Below are 16,034 nucleotides of genomic sequence, written 5' to 3'. Positions count from 1 at the left end.
GATGGGTCAAAGATCCATCGCAACTTTCCACGCCGTGTGCATCGCACCTTCGATGTAGTCGACGTTCACCGCGTCACCGACCACGTGCACGTCGGAGACGACGCCGATCAGAGCGTCGGCCAGCGGCGCTTGCGCTGACACCCCCGATGCGACGACAACCATGTCGGCTGGAGCGGTCAGTGTCTTGTCACCGGAACGGAATTCGACGTGCTCCTTGGTGATTCGCTGCACCGTAGAATTGCGGTGAATGTCCACACCGACATGCTTGGCGTGGCGCACAGCCGTCCAGCGGCGCGGCATCGCCATCGGAATACCCAACTGCTGGCCTTCTTCGATCAGCGTCACATTGCGACCTCGCTCGGCCAGGAACTCCGCAAGCTCGAGTCCGACAAGCGAACCACCGATCACGACAACGTCCTTACCCATGGGCAGGAACTTGCGGGTCACAGCTCGAATCGCCGCGGGGCTCTTGGTGATACCGGACAGCTTGCCCAACTTGGCCATCGTCCGCAGGAACGGCGGCACCTGTGAGACGTCTCCCGCTCCGGTCATCAACGCGCGCAACGAATCACCGGTGTGCACGTGCGGCAAGTCGCCGCCCGGAACACTAGGCCGCTCACGAACTGCACCGGTGGCCACGACTGCGGCGTCGGGGTTCAGTGCCCGGATCGAAGCAACCGAGGCTTCGGTCTTCAGTCGAACATCGACACCGAGACGCTCGATTTCCACTTTCAACCAGCTGAGCAGACGCCCGTTGTCCGGGGTAGTGAGGCTCGAGAACCACAGGGTGCCGCCAAGGCGATCGGATTTGTCCAACACCGTGACTCGGTGCCCACGTTCAGCGGCCACGCGAGCCGTTTCGAGACCACCGGGGCCCGCTCCGACCACAACAACGTGTTTCGGAGTGCTGGTCCGAACGAAGGGGAGCAGCGCTTCGTTGCCCAGGGCAGGGTTCACCGCGCACAGCGGGGTCTCGTCCCAGAAGTTCTCCTGCACGCAGACGTAGCAATTGATGCAAGGCCGAACCCGCTCGGGTGCACCGTCTTTGAGTTTGTTCACCAACTGTGGATCGGCCAGGAGCTGGCGGCCCATCGCGGCGAAGTCCGTGCGACCTTCCGCGATCATCTTCTCGCCGACCTCGGGGAGCATACGTCCGACCGTGATCACGGGGATCGATATCACCTGCTTGATTCGCGTTGCGTTGTCCGTGTAGTAGCCGACCTTGTCGGGCAGGGGGCCGTCGGTGAAGTTGGCAAAAGCATTCAGCGCGGTACCGGTGACGTGAATGGCGTCAGCGCCGGCCTCTTCGAACATCTTGGCGGCCGCAGCAGCCTCGTCGACGGTCAGCCCGTCGGTTTCGCCGTACTCTTGACCGGCCAGACGCACGATGACGGCAAGCGCACCGCCGACCTCCTCCTTGACCGCCCGAATAACCTCACAAGCCAGGCGTGCACGGTTCTCCATGGAACCTCCGTACTCATCGCTGCGCTGATTCGTGTACCGACTCAGGAACGCTCCGAGGACGTAGTTGTGGGCACAGTGAATCTCGACGGCGTCGCCGCCCGCCGCCTTCACTCGTCCGGCAGCCTCGGCGAACATGCGGACGAGCCAATCAAGATCTTCCTTGGTGGCCTCGTGGTAGGTCGCCCTCTTGCCCTCGTTGATGGCAGCCATCTTGCCCAGTTCTTCGGGCGTGCAATCGGCCATCGCACTCATGTCACCCGGCGGCTTCGGTGTGGACGGGACCAGCTGCGGTCGGCCGTCGAGGGTATCGATGCGCGCCACCTTGCCGTGGTGTGTCATCTGCACACAGAGCTTGCTGCCTGCGTCGTGCACCGCGTCGGCCAACGCTTTGAGCCCGGGGATGAACCGGTCTTCCGAGAGCCCTGGTTCCTTGCGGCTGGTGCAGCCCAGCGGGTACGCAACAGCGCAGCAACCGGTGATGATCAGACCCGTTCCACCGGCCGCACGAGCCACGAAGTGGTCGATGTCGCCCTTTTCGATTTCCCCGTCTTCACACAGGTTCATGTCCATCGCAGGGAGAACCACGCGATTGGGCACGGTCATCGGGCCGATGGTGCCTGGTGCGAGCAGGTGCGGAAAGGTCTGGCTTCGGATCGTCACGAGCAGACGCTAGAACTGGACCACGCCCATCCGTTGCCGCACTCCCGATCAACGAGACTTCACGCGCTGTGACGTGCGAGGCACTCGGCTATCACCTCGAGCGCATATTCGAGGTCCGCGGATTCCACTCGCCCGTAGCCGATGACCAATCCACCGGGGTCTCCGTGCGTTCGGGTGGACTCGACCAGGGTGGGCACTTCGACGCCGTGTTCAAGTGCCTCGCGAGCGACGGTGGCTGCCAGATCCGCGTCGAGCATGAGCGTCGTGTGCATGCCGGCGCCGAGTCCGCGCAGTTCACCGAACGATGACAGTGCTTCCTCGACCGCCCGATCGCGCTCGCGGTACCTACGCCGGGCGGTACGTACCGCTCGATCCCATTCGCCGTCACGGAGCAGGGACAGGAGTGCTTGCTGCAGCGGAACCGACGGGAAGTCGCCGATTCGCTTGCGGTGTAATGCTATGCGGTCGACCAGGTCGAGGGGAGCTACCAACCAGCCCAATCGAATTCCGGCGCCGAGCGTTTTGGCAACCGTTCCGAGATACACCACCCGATCAGGAGCCAACTGGGCGAGCGCAGGCAAAGGCGCTACGTCGTAACGGAATTCGGAGTCGTAATCGTCCTCGAACAGGACGACGTCGCGGGCGCGTGCGAACTCGATCAACTGGTTGCGCCGACCTACCGGAAGCAGCCCACCCGTCGGATACTGATGGGACGGTGTCACATACACACCGCGGACGCCCTCCGACGCCGTTTCGAGTTGGTCGACACAGAGACCATGAGCGTCGACGGGCACGTCGAGCAGCGACCATCCACAGGCTGTTGCGGCCGAGGACGCATACCGGTATCCGGGATCTTCCATCGCCAGAACAGCACCACGGGTACGCAGAGCCGACAGGGCGAGGCCGAGACCATGCGTGGCACCTGAGGTGATCAGGATTCTCTCGGGTTCAACCGACATTCCGCGGGCTCTTGCCAGCAATTCCGATAGTGCCGAACGCAATTCGTAGTCACCCGCAGGATCGGGATCCTCGAATGGTGGCGGTTTGGACCCGACGTCACGCCACGCCCGCCGCCACGCTGCCGATGCACGCGGCGGCGTCCACGGCACGCCCGGCCGGAGCTGCACCCTGGGTGACATCTTGTCGGCGGTCTTCTTCGGTGTAGTCGTGGGAGTGACCGCGGGAGAGGGCGCCTCGGCAACGAAGGTGCCCGAGCCGTGCACAGCGACAAGCCAACCCTCGGCGATCAACTGCTCATACGCCCGTTCCACGACGCCCCGCGCCACCTCGAGCTCCGCCGCCAGCTTCCGGGAACTGGGCAACCTCAGACCCACTGCCGCCTTACCACTGCGGATATCCGCTCTGAGGTGGTCGGCAATCTGGATCGGGAGCGCCCGCCGATCTGTCCGGTCGAGGACGACGGCTACCGCCGAAGGAAGAAACATTCAGAACCCTCTCGGAAGTGGAAAATCGAAGTGGCCTATCGAAGTCTCCACTGATTGGACCATGACTTGAAGCCACTTTGCCACCAGCATTGTCTGCATGACAGATTCCGTTGTCTTTGCTGCCCCTGCTCCTGCCCCCACTGCACCTATTCCGCTGTCTCCGACAGCACGTACGACGCACAAGCGCGCCCGCCACCACGGCGTCGCAGAACGCGCGGCACTCGTCGACGTCTTGCAGTCCGCGAAGCTGTGCCACATGGGCGTGACCGTCGGCGGAGTTCCCATGGTGTTTCCCACCGCGTACGGGTTCGACCTCGACGGCCCTGACCGCGGCGGGTCTATTTATGTTCACGGCTCGGTGGCCTCGCGAAGCTTGGCTCCGGACAGCGAAATCTGCATCACCATCACGATCCTCGACGGGCTCGTGTTGGCGCGGTCGGGCTTCCACCACTCGATGAACTACCGCAGCGGCGTCATCATCGGATCACCTCGAGTCGTGACCGACGGCGACGAGCGAGTGAAGGCTTTGAATCTGATCGTCGACCAGGTGGTTCCCGGACGTTCCCAACACTTGCGGGATCACACGCGCAAGGAAATGGCGGCAACCATCGTTCTTGCCCTGCCGTTGTACGAGGCTTCCGTCAAGGCCCGCACCGGCGGCCCCGGCGACGATGCCGCCGACATTGGTGTCGAAACCGTTTGGGCTGGAGTAGTTCCCGCAGCCACGCACTTCGGTGAACCGATCCCGTCCGAGGATCTCGACTCAGGTGTCGCGCTTCCGGACCATATCTCGACGATGCTCTGACCGCACACGCCGTACACACCGGGGCATGGCTATGCCCCGGTGTGTACGTATTCAGTTGCGCCCGTTCAGGCTGCTGTAGGTGGGCTGTTCCCGCCGATCGGATGCTGGTGCGGATCGATCGACATCGGTGGGTAGAACACCGTCTTCCGATCGGGGCCGATCTCGACCCGCCATTCGGTGTGGTGCAGTGTCCGATGATGGTGACCGCACAACAAGATCAGGTTGTCGAGATCTGTTGGGCCACCATCACCCCAGTGAACAATATGGTGGGCATCGCACCACCCCGACGGAGTCCCGCACCCTGGAAACGCACAACCGCCATCACGAACCGCCAACGCCCGCCTCTGCGGCACCGTTGCCGTTCTCGCTTCCTTACCGCAGTCGAGCGGAACACCATTCTCATCCAACAAAATTCGGGTGACGGTGCAGTCGCACGCCAGCATCCGTGCGGTATCGATACTGATCGGGCCCACCCAATCCGTCCACGCGAACCCGAGTTCCTCCGTGGACGGCAGGAGGTCTTTCAACGCTTGCAGGTCCGTCATGTCTTTCGCCGATGCGGTCACCGTGATGTGTGGTTTCACGCCCCCTTCGATCGGACCCAACCCCGCCCGCTCGTACCGGCGCAACAGTTCGCAAAACCCGTCCGCCCGTCGTAGCGCCGGCGTGCGGGTGTCCTTGACGCCGTCTTTCTCCGGTGTCGGCGCCGACAGACTCGACAACAACGTGATCAGACGGGCCCCGTTCACAGCATCCAGATCGCCCTTCACAGACACACGCCCGTACAAGCCTTTCGAGGCGTAGAACTCGTTCCGTTCGGAATCCTCGCCGACCGGAACACCGTCCTCACGCTTGCCGTACTGCTTCTCGATCCGCCGGATCGCTGCCCGCACCGCATCACAATCGGCAATGTTCTTCGACGCCAACCCCAACAAGATCCCGCGAGCCTTGTCCACATCTGCCAGGGTCATATTCTTCGGCGGATGCTGACAAAACGACGCCACCTGACGTGCCTTCAACGCATCAACATCACCACGATGAAACGCATCGCCGACAACAGGTTCGAGCATCAACAACCGCGCCAACCCGACCAGCAGACTGCACTCACCGATCTCCAAATTCGTCGAACCATGCAACCACTGCGCGATCGCCCGAAAACCCTTCCCACCGAGAACCTCCCGGGAAAACATCTCCACGATCAGCAACACCATCCGCGACTGCAACTCGTGCCGGGCGCGCACCAGATCGAGAACCTCACTCTTGAGGTCCTCGCCATCCAGTTGCCACGCATCCCGACTGTCCATGCAGCAATCATATTCGAACACAGTTTCGAATACAAGAGAATATCGAGATGAAACTAGCTGCTAATCAACAACTTTCGCATTCCAGACAGAACGGGCATGTTCTTGGGTGGCTGTGGAAACCTCCGCGTGGCCGCCCATGAAGGGCCGGACAAGATCCAGCGGCAAGGGGAAGACAACGGTGGAGTTGTTCTCGCTACCGATCTCGTGAAGTGTCTGCAGATATCGCAATTGCAGGGTGGTCGGATTGCGGCTGATCACCTCGGCCGCTTCGGCGAGCTTGGCCGAAGCCTGAAACTCTGCGTCGGCGTTGATGATCTTGGCTCGACGTTCACGTTCGGCCTCTGCTTGCCTGGCGATGGCGCGCTGCATGTTGGCTGGAATCTCGACATCCTTGATCTCGACGGTCGTGACCTTGACGCCCCACGGTTCGGTCTGCTGGTCGATGACTTTCTGCAGATCCTCGTTGAGGCGTTCACGTTCGGATAGCAGCGAGTCCAGCTCAGCTTTACCGAGGATGGAGCGCAGTGTGGTCTGGGCGATCTGTGAGGTGGCGGCCAGAAAGTCCTCGACTTCGACTATCGAACGGTCAGCGTCGACGACCCGAAAGTACGTGACGGCGGTGACCTTCACAGGAACATTGTCGCGGGTAATCACTTCTTGGACCGGTATTTTCAGCGTGACGGTTCGCAGACTGACCCGTTCCATGCGATCGATCGCCGGCACCAGAATCACCAGGCCTGGGCCTTTCAAGGTGATCAATCGGCCGAGGCGGAACACCACCGCGCGCTCGTACTCGCGCAGAACTCTCACCGACATTCCCACAAGGACTGCAATCAGCACGACAAACACGGACAACACGACAAGCACGGTGGTCATAGCGGCAGCTCCCACGGTTCACGACGGCGCACTTTCAGAGTCAGGCCTCGTACCTGCTCTACGACGACGAATTCGCCCACGGCAGGCACGGAGTCGTCGTACCCGAATTCCATTCGAGCACTCCATAATCCGCCGTCAAGCTCGACCTGACCCTGCGCGCCGGTCCAACTGCGAACGGTCGCGTCGGAACCGACAAGAGATTCCGTCCCCGTACGCACGGGAGCGCGGCGCGCGGTAAGCGCTTTTCGACTCGCTACCGCCACCACGCCCAGGCCGACTACCGCGACTCCCGCCGTCACCGGGATCGCGATCAATTGGCCGATACCGTCGGATGTGAAAAGCATCCAGACGCCGGCACCGATCATGAGTGCTCCAAGCACACCGAGCACCCCCGCGGTTGGGGCATGCGCCTCGACCACGATCAACAGGACGCCCAGCAGCAGGGCAACGACACCGATCGTCGTCATCACTCGTCTCCACGCTCGCGAGGACGCGGTCACGTCGCGTAGCCATTGTGCAATCGCGCCCTCGACTTCAACGGTAATCACGTTCGGCCGGATCTGCCACAAGCGCTTCACGCCAGTTCAGAGAAGCACTTCACCGATCTGTCGCGCAGTCACCTTGGCAAGGTCGGCGAGGAACGGAATCCGTTCGTCGATCATCAGCTCGACCGGACCACGAAGCCCGAGAGCGTAACGCACAGTGCCGGATCCATCGATGATCGGAATTCCGATCGTTCGGTAATCCGGGGTCAACTCCTCGTCGTTGAATCCGTATCCTCGCTCACGAGTCAGTTCCAATTCCCGGCGGATACCGGCAACATCGGTGATCGCACGCTGAGTGGTCGCTTCACGTGGCAGCGCAGCGAGCTCGGAATCGTCGACATCGGACCAAGCCAGAAAGGCTTTCCCCAGTGCGCTCGCATGCAAGGGAAGGCGGACACCCTGGAGCACGTGCCCGTCGGCCTCGCGCCATCGGCTGAATCCGAGCAACACCACCTCACTTCCGCTTCGCACTGCCAGGGAGGCGGATGCTCCTGTCGTCGCGGCCAATTGCTCCAAATAGGGCTCGGACAGATAGATCCGATGCTGCCGGTAGGAGACCTGTCCGTATGCCGCCAGCGCCGCGCCGATGCGATACCGACTGGTTGCGTCGTCCTTCTCGAGGAACCCCGCGTCGACGAGCGACTGCAGCAATCGATGCGTGGTGCTGACCGCAAGCTCTTGTCGCCGCGCAACTTCCGAGACTCCCAGTTCTTCGCCACTGCGAAAACATGTGAGCATGGTCAGGGCACGGGTTACCGTCTGAACTCCCGCGCCGCGTGCGTCCGTCACGAACGATCCTTTCGCTGTGGCCTGATCGACCTGAGAATCGGACGCTAACACGGACCCAGCAGTCCGGCCATCCTTTCCATCAGGTGGAAAGGAACCAGACGACGGTCCATAAAAGCCCAGATGAACAGACTTCCGATGTTGTCAAGATTTCCAATCTCCAGAAAACAAACGGGGGTAAAACGGACAGGCACCCAATAGCGTCATCGTCGTCAGTTCTGACGAATCAACGCCTGAAGGAGCCACATACATGTCCCGCTTCCGCCGACTGCCACGAGCTGCCGCTGCGCTCGCCATGATCCCGCTGGCCGGGTTGGCGGTGGCGTGTGGGTCTTCCGATTCCGACAGCGCCGCAGGCAATTCCAGCGCCGACTTCACGCTCAAAGTCTTCGATCCCGGAAACTCCGGTGCCATCGCCGTCGGCAAGCGTGACGGAACCTACGACGAGGCGCTGGCACCGCTGGGCGCAAAGATCGAATGGGTCAAGACCACACCGGGATTCAGCTCCAACCTCAAACTGTTCAACAGCGGAGAACTCGACATCCAAACCGGCGCATACAGTCCCGTCGTCGGCGCACTGTCCAAGGACGTAGGTGTCCGCATCTTCGCCACGTCCGACCCGTACAACAAAGACCAGGCCGGCATCATCGCCACTCCGGAATCCGGAATCAAGACCGTCGCAGATCTGGCCGGCAAGCGCATCGCCGTCAACCCTGCAGGTAAGGGCGAGTACATCACGCTCAAGGCCCTGACACAGGCCGGAGTGCCGATCGATTCCGTCGAACGCGTTCCGCTGCAACAGGCTGACGCGGCGTCGGCGTTCTCCACCGGGCAGGTCGACGCGTGGGCATCGTTCCTGATTCCGTATCAGGAGGCGAAGGCCAAGGGCGCGGTCGAGATCGCAACCGAGGCGAGCATCGACTCCGTGGACAGCACCATCATCGCCGGCCGCACCGCAGTACTCGAAGCCCATCCCGAGGTTGTCCAGAAGTTCCTCGAGGTCACCCAGGAACTCACCGCGAAGCAGCAGGCCGACCCAGCAGCCTTCGAGAACGTCTTCGAACAGACCGGTCCGCGTGCACTCTCCGGACAGCGGCTCGACGACGCGATCACCCTGGGCGGCCAGATCACCAACTTCCGCTATCCGACCGCAGCGGATGCCACCGACCTCGAATCGATCTCCACACTGTTCGCCGAGAACAAGGTGATCCAGCAGCCGCTCAAGGGCAGCGATGTGATCTTCGACCTCCAGGGTGCTGTGGCAGGTTCGGCAGCGGCAGCGCCCACCACCGAGGGGAAGTGACCCGATGGTGACGCTGACCCGCCCCGCACGAACGGCGTCGCCGTCAGTGGAACATCCGCAACTCGAAACGCCCCGCTACCGGCGCAATCGCAGCAGGCCCAAGTGGGTCTCGATCCCCCTCCGCTTCCTCGTGCCCGCGCTGCTGGTTGCCGGATGGTGGATCGGATCCGCTACCGGACTGATCCGCGAAGAGATCCTGGCCGGACCTCCGGCGGTGTGGACGGCATTCGCCGAGCTGTACCAGTCGGGTCAGTTGGTCGACTTCGGTCTCGCGTCGCTTCAACGTGCTGCACTCGGTGTTTCGGTCGGTGTGATCGTCGGATTGGTGCTCGGGGTTCTGTCCGGTCTCTCCTCGCTCGGTGAAGAACTGATCGACTCGACCATGCAGATCAACCGCGCGGTTCCGTTCCTCGCGCTCGTTCCGTTGTTCATCGCCTGGTTCGGTATCGACGAAACTTTCAAGGTGGTCCTGATCGCGGTCGCGACCGTCGCCCCCATGTACGCGTACACCTACCTCGGTGTGCGCGGGGTCGATCGTAAGATGGTCGAAGCGGCACAGGGTTTCGGACTGACAGGTTGGCGACTGGTGTTCGGAGCGATTCTTCCGACCGCCCTCCCCGGTGTTCTGATGGGGCTTCGAATCTGCTTGTCGCTCAGCATCACCGGATTGATCGCCGCCGAGCAGGTCGGCACACGTGAGGGCATCGGATACCTGGTCACTCTGGCGCAGGAATACAACCGCACCGATTACATGGTTCTGTGCATCGTCATGTACGCGGCGCTGGGTCTCATCTTCGACGCCGTCGTCAGGCTGATCGAGCGGTACTCCATGCCGTGGCGGAGATTGTCGGTGGCGCGATGACGAACACGACCGTCGGCTCGCTGCCGACCACCGAAGCACCTCTCCCGCCGTTGGCAACGCGTGAGCGGACCGGCACCACTGCGGCCGAACGACGAGCCGGATCACCAGTGGCAGTCTCACTCACCGGAGTGCGGAAGTCGTTCGGTGACAAGACTGTTCTGGGTGGTATCGACCTCGAGATCACACGCGGAGAGTTCGTCGTTCTCCTCGGCCCCAGCGGTACCGGCAAGACAACCCTGTTGCGAGTGCTCTCCGGTTTGGAAGCACCGGACAGCGGCGAGGTGCTGGTTCCGCGCGACCGCACGGTCGTCTACCAGGAACCGCGATTGATACCGTCGAAGCGAGTTCTGGCCAATGTCACAGTCGGACAGAAACGGTCACGTCAGGTGACCGACAATGCACGCAACGCACTCTCCGAGGTCAACCTCGCGGACAAGCACCGTGCCTGGCCGGCCACCCTCTCCGGCGGCGAGGCCCAACGCGTCGCATTGGCGCGCGCTCTCGTTCGCGAACCTGAACTATTACTGCTCGACGAACCGTTCGCGGCCCTCGACGCTTTGACCAGGCTCCAAATGCAAGACTTGGTAGGCGATCTGGTCGCCCGCCACCGTCCGGCCGTACTACTCGTCACGCACGACGTCGACGAAGCCGTACGACTTGCCGACCGCGTGCTCATCCTCGACAAGGGCGGGTTTGCCGTGGACGTCGACATCGACCTGCCACGCCCCCGCGATCGGAACGATCCCGAATCTTTGCGCTACCGAGCGAGTTTCCTGAAGGAACTCGGTGTCGGCCGCACCTTCCCCGACGGACAGGACAGTCATGACATTGATCGCTGATTCCGCAATCGACACACTCTGGTACACCCGCTGCCCCGTTCCCACCGCCAGCGGTCTCGCCAACAGTCTCGGTTGGCTCGACCGGACGGCAAATGAATCCGGAGTGCGTTTCGGCGTACTGCAAGATGCCGGACCGGAATTGGCAGTGCGTCATTTCGATCACCATCTCTCCGGACTCGTTCGCGAAGGCGGCAACGTCCCCGCACTGGCCGCGCGTGCCAGTGGTTCTCCGACGAGGCTCATCGGGCTCACCTGGATCGACGAGGCCCAGGCAATCCTGGTGCGCGGAGACTCCGACATCCGCGAAGCAGGTCTTCTGGCCGGCGCTCGGATCGGTATCCCGGCCTGGGCTGCGGATCAGGCCAGGAGCTTTCCTCGCGCCATGGCCCTGCACGGCTTCGCCTCCGCACTTCGACTGGGCGAGTTGAGTTTTGCCGACGTCACCCTCGTCGAGGTTGCGACGACCGCAGCCCCCGAGGTCCGCACCGCCTCGTCCACCCGCAACACGACGTGGGGTGTCGAATCCCTGCTCCGCGGCGACGTCGATGCCATCTACGTCAAGGGCGCCCGCGCCCAGGAAGTTGCCCGCGAACACGGCCTCGCCGTTGCCGTCGATCTCGATTCCACTGCATCCCTACGTGATCGCGTCAACAACGGCACCCCACGACCGATCACGGTTCATGCCGACCTACTCGAACAGCGCCCGGACATCGTCGTCGGTTTCCTCGCCGAGAGCCTGAGAGCAGCGGACTGGGCCGCAGCCAACATCGACGAGGTCCGAGCCGTGCTGCAGACCGAAACACAATCCGGGCCCGAAGGTGTGGTGGCAGCCTACGGCGAGAACTTCCACACCGGACTGCATTTGAGCCTGTCGGACGAGCGTGTGGACCTGCTCGGCGTGCAGAAACAATTCCTGTATGCGCATGGCTTCCTTGCCGCCGACTTCGACCTGCAGTCCTGGGTGGCGCACGAACCACTGGAACAGGCACGCGCACTTGTCGCCGCGCAGAAGGGCACAGAAGAATGACGGACGTCTACTGGGAGCTGCCCTCGCGCGGTGACGGACGCCGGGCAGTGGCCGCGCTGAACAGTCGCGGCGGCTTCGGGCCACAGCGACCGACTACCGTCGCGACCGATGTTCGCCCCGGAAACTTCGGGCCCTTCGACGAATTGGCACAGATCGTTCTCGCAGCCGAACTGTCGGGCGTCGACGGCGTTGTCGCACCGTACGATCCGAATGGCGAAGAATCCTGGATCGTTGCTGCCGCCGCCCTACGTCAGACGCGTCATTCGCGAGTGGTCGTGGAGTTTCACCCCACTTTCGGCACTCCCGTCTACGCCGCCAAAATGTCGGCGACACTTCAGCGCCTGTCGGCAGGTCGTCTCGAATGGCGAGTGAAGGTAGAGACGGACCCCGAAGATGCCGCTACTCGCGGAGACGTGGTTCGAGGTGCCGACCGCTACGCGCGCGCCGCGGAGTTCCTGACCGTCGCACGCGGTGTGTGGAACGAGGAACAGATTCTCCCCGGCGGATTCGGCGGCACGGGTTACGACTTCGACGGCGAGTACTACGACGTACTCGGCGGCGGATTCCGAGGCATCTTGTCGGGACTCCGTTTTCCCCGAGTACATCTGACCGGAGACTCACCGGAAGCTCTGGAACTCTCGGCCCACCATGCCGATGTCCATCAGTTCACCCTTGCCGGTGACGAGTTGTCGACACGGATCACCACCCTCGACGACCGAGCATCCGAACTCGGCAGGACCGTCGAGAAGGTCCTGCGCATCCCGATCATCGCGAGGGAGACAGCCGACGAAGCCTGGGCTCGCGTCGAACGGCAACTGAGAGAGGCCGATTCCGCTGCACTCGAGATCGATCGGGGCGGCATCCTGTGGTCCGGATTCGACCGCATCGGCTACGAGCACAGTATCGGCCTCGTAGGAAGCTACGAGGAAGTGGCGCAGCGATTGTCGTCGTATCGCGATCTCGGCGTGGACGGTTTCGTCTTGTCCGGTCGACCACACATCGAAGAGCTGCACCGGGCGGGCGAGCATCTCCTCCACCTGGTCGATCCCGAGGGTCGGATCCGCAAGGAAGAGAAGGCCACCACAGAAGAGAAGGCCACCGCATGAGCATCGATTTCTATTGGCGGATCGGGATGGAAGGCGACCACGCGTCGCTGCGTACTCCGCGTCGCTACAACCGCGGCGACGCCGGTGGATACGGGCCGGGCAACATCGCTCCCGCGATCCGCGGCGGTGAGTTGGACGGATACAGCTACATCGACCACATGGCCGCAGTGGCAAAGGCTTCCGAGTCCGCCGGCTTCCTCGGTGGACTGCTGCCGTCCTTCCCGATGACCGAGGATCCGTGGGCGACCGCAGCAGCGTTGGCCGCCGAGACCACCACGTACCGATTCATGGTCGCGTTCCAACCAGGGTTCCTTCACCCGGTGCAGGCCGCGCGGATGTCGGCCAGTCTGCAGCGAGCAACAGGCGGACGTCTGGTTTACAACATCATCAGTGGTGGAGGCGGCGCGCCTCAGCTGTGGTGGGGCGACAAAGTCGACCACGACGATCGCTACACCAGGACATCCGAGTTCCTCGATGTCCTCAAGGGTGTGTGGGACGGCGAACCTTTCGACTTCGACGGTCGCTTCTTCCAAACCCACGGCGCTGCACTTCCACCCGGACTTGCCGGCCAGCCGTTTCCCGAGGTGTACTTCTCCGGATCTTCGGCAGCAGCCGTCGCTGCCGCCGGACTGCACTCCGATTACTACCTTTCCTGGCTGGAGCCGTACGCCGATCTGAGAGCCAAGATCGACGGCGTGCGGGAGAACTCGGCCAAGCTGGGACGCACCCCGAAGTTCGCCGTACGCATCGACGTCGTTGCCCGGCACACCGAAGAAGCCGCGTGGGCCGAGATCGAGAAAGGCTGGGCCTTCGTCGACAAGGGGGCCGCCGACCGCGCAGCGCAGGGCGATTCGGTGGGCGCCGCCCGCATCAAGGGGTGGGTGCCCGAACACATCACCGGTTACCGAGATCTGGAAGTGCAGCCCAACGTGTGGTGTGGCTTCAGCCTCATCCGTGGCGGACCGGCGTTCGGACTGGTCGGCAGCTACGAACAGGTCGCCGAAAGACTCGACGAGCTGCGCGAACTGGGCGTCGACGCCTTCATCCTCGCGGGTAACCCGCATCTCGAAGAGGCATACCGCGTCGGCGAAGAAGTTCTTCCCCTCCTGCAGCGCACCCCGATCACACCTTCTGGACTGGAGACTCGATGACCACCACCGAAACTCGACTCGACGCCGATACCGCAGCATTCGTCGAAGAAGCGCGCAAAGCAGCAGACAAAGCATTCGACGTCTTCCGCAAGACCGGAACGGTTGCAGCCAACGGGACCGTGAACTTCGTCGAACGCGTTCCCGGCACCGAAATCGCGGTCGCCCTGAACGACCCGGGACCGTGGGCGGACGATCCGTCGGTGTCACCGGTTGTTGCTACGTTCGACGGAGAGGTGCTCTCCGGCAACGGATCGGCCGGTTTTGTCACCGGCTACGCGTCAGTCTTCCGTCAGCATCCGGAAATCACCAGCGTCGTCCACATCCACACTCCGTGGCTCGGCGGTTGGGCACAGACACACCGGACGCTACCCATCCGATATGCGGCTTCGCAGAGGCTGACGCTCTCCCGAGAGATTCCGCCGCACATCGATCGATCCCGGTCTGCAGGCGAGTTCATTCTCGAGCGTCTCGAACGCGATCCCGATCTGGTGGCGATCTTCGAAGCCAACGGCGGGGTCAACGTCATCGGCCGCAGCGGGTTGCTCGACCTCGCGAAGTTCGTCGTCCTCCTCGAGGAAGGCGCCCAGTTCCAGGCGATCGCCGAAACCCTCGGCGGTTCGGTCGAATTCGATCCGTCCAACCTCGCCGTCCAGTGGGGCCGTAGCGGACTCGCCGACGAGGCGCGTCGACGCGGCCTCATCTAGCCACCCCCATCACTGATTCAGAACAGGAAACCGTAGATCTCATGACCGTTCGCGTCGGATACTTCCCACACAACAATTCGCTGTTCGTACTGCGCCACACCGGAATCCTCGAACGTCGTCTCCCGGACGTCGAGTGGGTGGACCTGCGTGAGCTTCCCGCCAAGCCTGCAGTGAACCCGGAAAACGCCTTGCCGACCCTGCACTCGGACTGGCTGTTCGAGGAGGGCGGATACGACGTGATCGGAACCGGCTTCACGCCGCCCGTCACCGGTTTGGCTCAGGGCCGCGATCTCGTCTACATCGGAATCTCCGGCCCCCGCGTGGAGAACGGGCGCCTGGTAGTCAAGGCAGAGTCCGAGATCAACACGGTAGAGGACCTGCGCGGCAAGCGCGTCGGCATCGCGCACGGATCGTGGCAAACCACACTGTTGTTGTTCGCCTTGGATCAGGCGGGGCTGACCTGGTCCGACATCGTCCCCGTCGATACCGACGTGCGCGGTGGTGGAGCGGACCTCGTCGACGGCACCATCGATGCCTGGGTAGGAGCGTACCCGGGGCTGACCGACATCGAAGCGAACCACGAACTGCGCACGCTGATCGCCACCGACGGACTCTTCAGCCACCCCTCACTGTGGTTCACCCGGCGCAATTTCGCGGATACCAACCCGGAAGCCCTCCAGGCGATCATCGAGGCCCTGCAGGAATCCGACGCCTGGATCGAAGCCAACCCCCGCGAAGCCGCGCAGATCTTCGTCGACGACATCGAGAAGCGTGGCGGGTCCGCGAGCATCGATGCCTGGGAAGCTGCACTGCGCGGACGTCCTTTCGGTGTCAACCCGGTCACCGACGAGTTCCTCGACGAGCAGCAGCGCGCGGCCGATCTCCTGCTGAGCAACGGACTACTGCCGAAGGCGGTCACCGTCCGCGAAGCAGTCGTGCCGTGGATCAGCGAGTTCGTCGGTTCGGATCGTTCGTCGATCTGAGAACCCACACCTGACAGATCCGCTTCACACGTGACAGATACCGAACGGTCTGCCATTGTGAAGGGATGCGGCGGCGCGTGGGTGAGAGTTGGTCCACGCGACCAGTCTCAGGGGTAACCCCTGGGTCGGCCAGAAGAATTGGATACTGCGTCCACCGGCGTTCGGCACGCTCCG

The 16,034-nt window shown here is 62.9% G+C and carries 15 protein-coding genes; 9 read left to right on the top strand and 6 right to left on the bottom strand.

What is annotated here, in order from left to right; translation table 11 throughout:
* Positions 1 to 6 precede the first annotated feature (6 nt).
* Positions 7 to 2,124 carry an FAD-dependent oxidoreductase gene (locus FEZ59_RS13860; protein WP_172932792.1) on the bottom strand — a complete coding sequence of 706 codons (2,118 nt, stop codon included), beginning with the start codon at positions 2,122 to 2,124 and terminating at the stop codon, positions 7 to 9.
* A 59-nt stretch (positions 2,125 to 2,183) separates the two neighbouring features.
* The gene (locus FEZ59_RS13855; RefSeq protein WP_172932791.1) at positions 2,184 to 3,569 is read right to left on the bottom strand and encodes a PLP-dependent aminotransferase family protein; all 1,386 of its coding nucleotides are present in this window, start codon (positions 3,567 to 3,569) and stop codon (positions 2,184 to 2,186) included.
* A 97-nt stretch (positions 3,570 to 3,666) separates the two neighbouring features.
* Here FEZ59_RS13855 and FEZ59_RS13850 point away from each other — a divergent pair, with 97 nt between their 5' ends.
* On the top strand, positions 3,667 to 4,374 hold the full coding sequence (locus FEZ59_RS13850; RefSeq protein WP_019746065.1) for a pyridoxamine 5'-phosphate oxidase family protein: 708 nt from the start codon (positions 3,667 to 3,669) through the stop codon (positions 4,372 to 4,374).
* Between the two features lie 65 nt (positions 4,375 to 4,439).
* On the opposite strand, the gene FEZ59_RS13845 is transcribed toward FEZ59_RS13850, so the two are convergent.
* The 4 genes from FEZ59_RS13845 to FEZ59_RS13830 form a co-directional block, all read right to left on the bottom strand.
* Positions 4,440 to 5,678, bottom strand: coding sequence for an HNH endonuclease signature motif containing protein (locus FEZ59_RS13845; RefSeq protein ID WP_172932790.1), 1,239 nt, complete (start codon positions 5,676 to 5,678; stop codon positions 4,440 to 4,442).
* 60 nt (positions 5,679 to 5,738) lie between these two features.
* Positions 5,739 to 6,554, bottom strand: a complete 816-nt coding sequence (locus tag FEZ59_RS13840) for a slipin family protein (protein ID WP_172932789.1) — start codon at positions 6,552 to 6,554, stop codon at positions 5,739 to 5,741.
* Positions 6,551 to 7,021, bottom strand: a complete 471-nt coding sequence (locus FEZ59_RS13835; protein ID WP_080910792.1) for an NfeD family protein — start codon at positions 7,019 to 7,021, stop codon at positions 6,551 to 6,553. Before FEZ59_RS13835 ends, FEZ59_RS13840 begins: the two co-directional genes overlap by 4 nt.
* A 117-nt stretch (positions 7,022 to 7,138) precedes the next feature.
* On the bottom strand, positions 7,139 to 7,888 hold the full coding sequence (locus FEZ59_RS13830; protein WP_020971387.1) for an IclR family transcriptional regulator: 750 nt from the start codon (positions 7,886 to 7,888) through the stop codon (positions 7,139 to 7,141).
* A 247-nt stretch (positions 7,889 to 8,135) separates the two neighbouring features.
* Here FEZ59_RS13830 and FEZ59_RS13825 point away from each other — a divergent pair, with 247 nt between their 5' ends.
* The 8 genes from FEZ59_RS13825 to FEZ59_RS13790 are packed head-to-tail and all read left to right on the top strand — an operon-like array spanning position 8,136 to position 15,860.
* Positions 8,136 to 9,188: an NrtA/SsuA/CpmA family ABC transporter substrate-binding protein gene (locus FEZ59_RS13825; RefSeq protein ID WP_019746070.1), complete on the top strand. Its 1,053-nt coding sequence runs from the start codon at positions 8,136 to 8,138 to the stop codon at positions 9,186 to 9,188.
* A 4-nt stretch (positions 9,189 to 9,192) separates the two neighbouring features.
* Positions 9,193 to 10,050, top strand: a complete 858-nt coding sequence (locus FEZ59_RS13820) for an ABC transporter permease (RefSeq protein ID WP_019746071.1) — start codon at positions 9,193 to 9,195, stop codon at positions 10,048 to 10,050.
* Entirely contained in the window at positions 10,047 to 10,889 is an 843-nt protein-coding gene (locus FEZ59_RS13815; protein WP_031332129.1) for an ABC transporter ATP-binding protein, read from the top strand. Before FEZ59_RS13820 ends, FEZ59_RS13815 begins: the two co-directional genes overlap by 4 nt.
* Positions 10,873 to 11,916, top strand: coding sequence for an ABC transporter substrate-binding protein (locus FEZ59_RS13810; protein ID WP_172932788.1), 1,044 nt, complete (start codon positions 10,873 to 10,875; stop codon positions 11,914 to 11,916). Before FEZ59_RS13815 ends, FEZ59_RS13810 begins: the two co-directional genes overlap by 17 nt.
* The gene (locus tag FEZ59_RS13805) at positions 11,913 to 13,022 is read left to right on the top strand and encodes an LLM class flavin-dependent oxidoreductase (protein WP_172932787.1); all 1,110 of its coding nucleotides are present in this window, start codon (positions 11,913 to 11,915) and stop codon (positions 13,020 to 13,022) included. Before FEZ59_RS13810 ends, FEZ59_RS13805 begins: the two co-directional genes overlap by 4 nt.
* Positions 13,019 to 14,173: an LLM class flavin-dependent oxidoreductase gene (locus FEZ59_RS13800; protein ID WP_003946051.1), complete on the top strand. Its 1,155-nt coding sequence runs from the start codon at positions 13,019 to 13,021 to the stop codon at positions 14,171 to 14,173. The genes FEZ59_RS13805 and FEZ59_RS13800 overlap by 4 nt, the downstream gene beginning before the upstream one ends.
* Entirely contained in the window at positions 14,170 to 14,877 is a 708-nt protein-coding gene (locus tag FEZ59_RS13795; protein WP_172932786.1) for a class II aldolase/adducin family protein, read from the top strand. The genes FEZ59_RS13800 and FEZ59_RS13795 overlap by 4 nt, the downstream gene beginning before the upstream one ends.
* A gap of 41 nt (positions 14,878 to 14,918) precedes the next feature.
* A complete protein-coding gene (locus FEZ59_RS13790; protein WP_172932785.1) occupies positions 14,919 to 15,860 on the top strand; it encodes an ABC transporter substrate-binding protein in 942 nt (313 codons plus the stop codon).
* Positions 15,861 to 16,034 lie beyond the last annotated feature (174 nt).

The sequence above is a fragment of the Rhodococcus sp. MS13 genome (assembly GCF_013277835.1).
GTDB lineage: Bacteria > Actinomycetota > Actinomycetes > Mycobacteriales > Mycobacteriaceae > Rhodococcus_F > Rhodococcus_F erythropolis.
Note: the sequence above shows the minus strand (reverse complement) of the source record. Positions and strands in the feature narration are given on the sequence as shown.

What these genes read in the sequence shown, in the direction of transcription:
- FEZ59_RS13845 (WP_172932790.1), bottom strand. Translation starts at nt 5,678, where the DNA reads ATGGACAGTCGGGATGCGTGGCAACTGGATGGCGAGGACCTCAAGAGT.
- FEZ59_RS13840 (WP_172932789.1), bottom strand. Translation starts at nt 6,554, where the DNA reads ATGACCACCGTGCTTGTCGTGTTGTCCGTGTTTGTCGTGCTGATTGCA.
- FEZ59_RS13820 (WP_019746071.1), top strand. Translation starts at nt 9,193, where the DNA reads ATGGTGACGCTGACCCGCCCCGCACGAACGGCGTCGCCGTCAGTGGAA.
- FEZ59_RS13810 (WP_172932788.1), top strand. Translation starts at nt 10,873, where the DNA reads ATGACATTGATCGCTGATTCCGCAATCGACACACTCTGGTACACCCGC.
- FEZ59_RS13855 (WP_172932791.1), bottom strand. Translation starts at nt 3,569, where the DNA reads ATGTTTCTTCCTTCGGCGGTAGCCGTCGTCCTCGACCGGACAGATCGG.
- FEZ59_RS13800 (WP_003946051.1), top strand. Translation starts at nt 13,019, where the DNA reads ATGAGCATCGATTTCTATTGGCGGATCGGGATGGAAGGCGACCACGCG.
- FEZ59_RS13805 (WP_172932787.1), top strand. Translation starts at nt 11,913, where the DNA reads ATGACGGACGTCTACTGGGAGCTGCCCTCGCGCGGTGACGGACGCCGG.
- FEZ59_RS13790 (WP_172932785.1), top strand. Translation starts at nt 14,919, where the DNA reads ATGACCGTTCGCGTCGGATACTTCCCACACAACAATTCGCTGTTCGTA.
- FEZ59_RS13850 (WP_019746065.1), top strand. Translation starts at nt 3,667, where the DNA reads ATGACAGATTCCGTTGTCTTTGCTGCCCCTGCTCCTGCCCCCACTGCA.
- FEZ59_RS13825 (WP_019746070.1), top strand. Translation starts at nt 8,136, where the DNA reads ATGTCCCGCTTCCGCCGACTGCCACGAGCTGCCGCTGCGCTCGCCATG.
- FEZ59_RS13795 (WP_172932786.1), top strand. Translation starts at nt 14,170, where the DNA reads ATGACCACCACCGAAACTCGACTCGACGCCGATACCGCAGCATTCGTC.
- FEZ59_RS13835 (WP_080910792.1), bottom strand. Translation starts at nt 7,021, where the DNA reads ATGACGACGATCGGTGTCGTTGCCCTGCTGCTGGGCGTCCTGTTGATC.
- FEZ59_RS13815 (WP_031332129.1), top strand. Translation starts at nt 10,047, where the DNA reads ATGACGAACACGACCGTCGGCTCGCTGCCGACCACCGAAGCACCTCTC.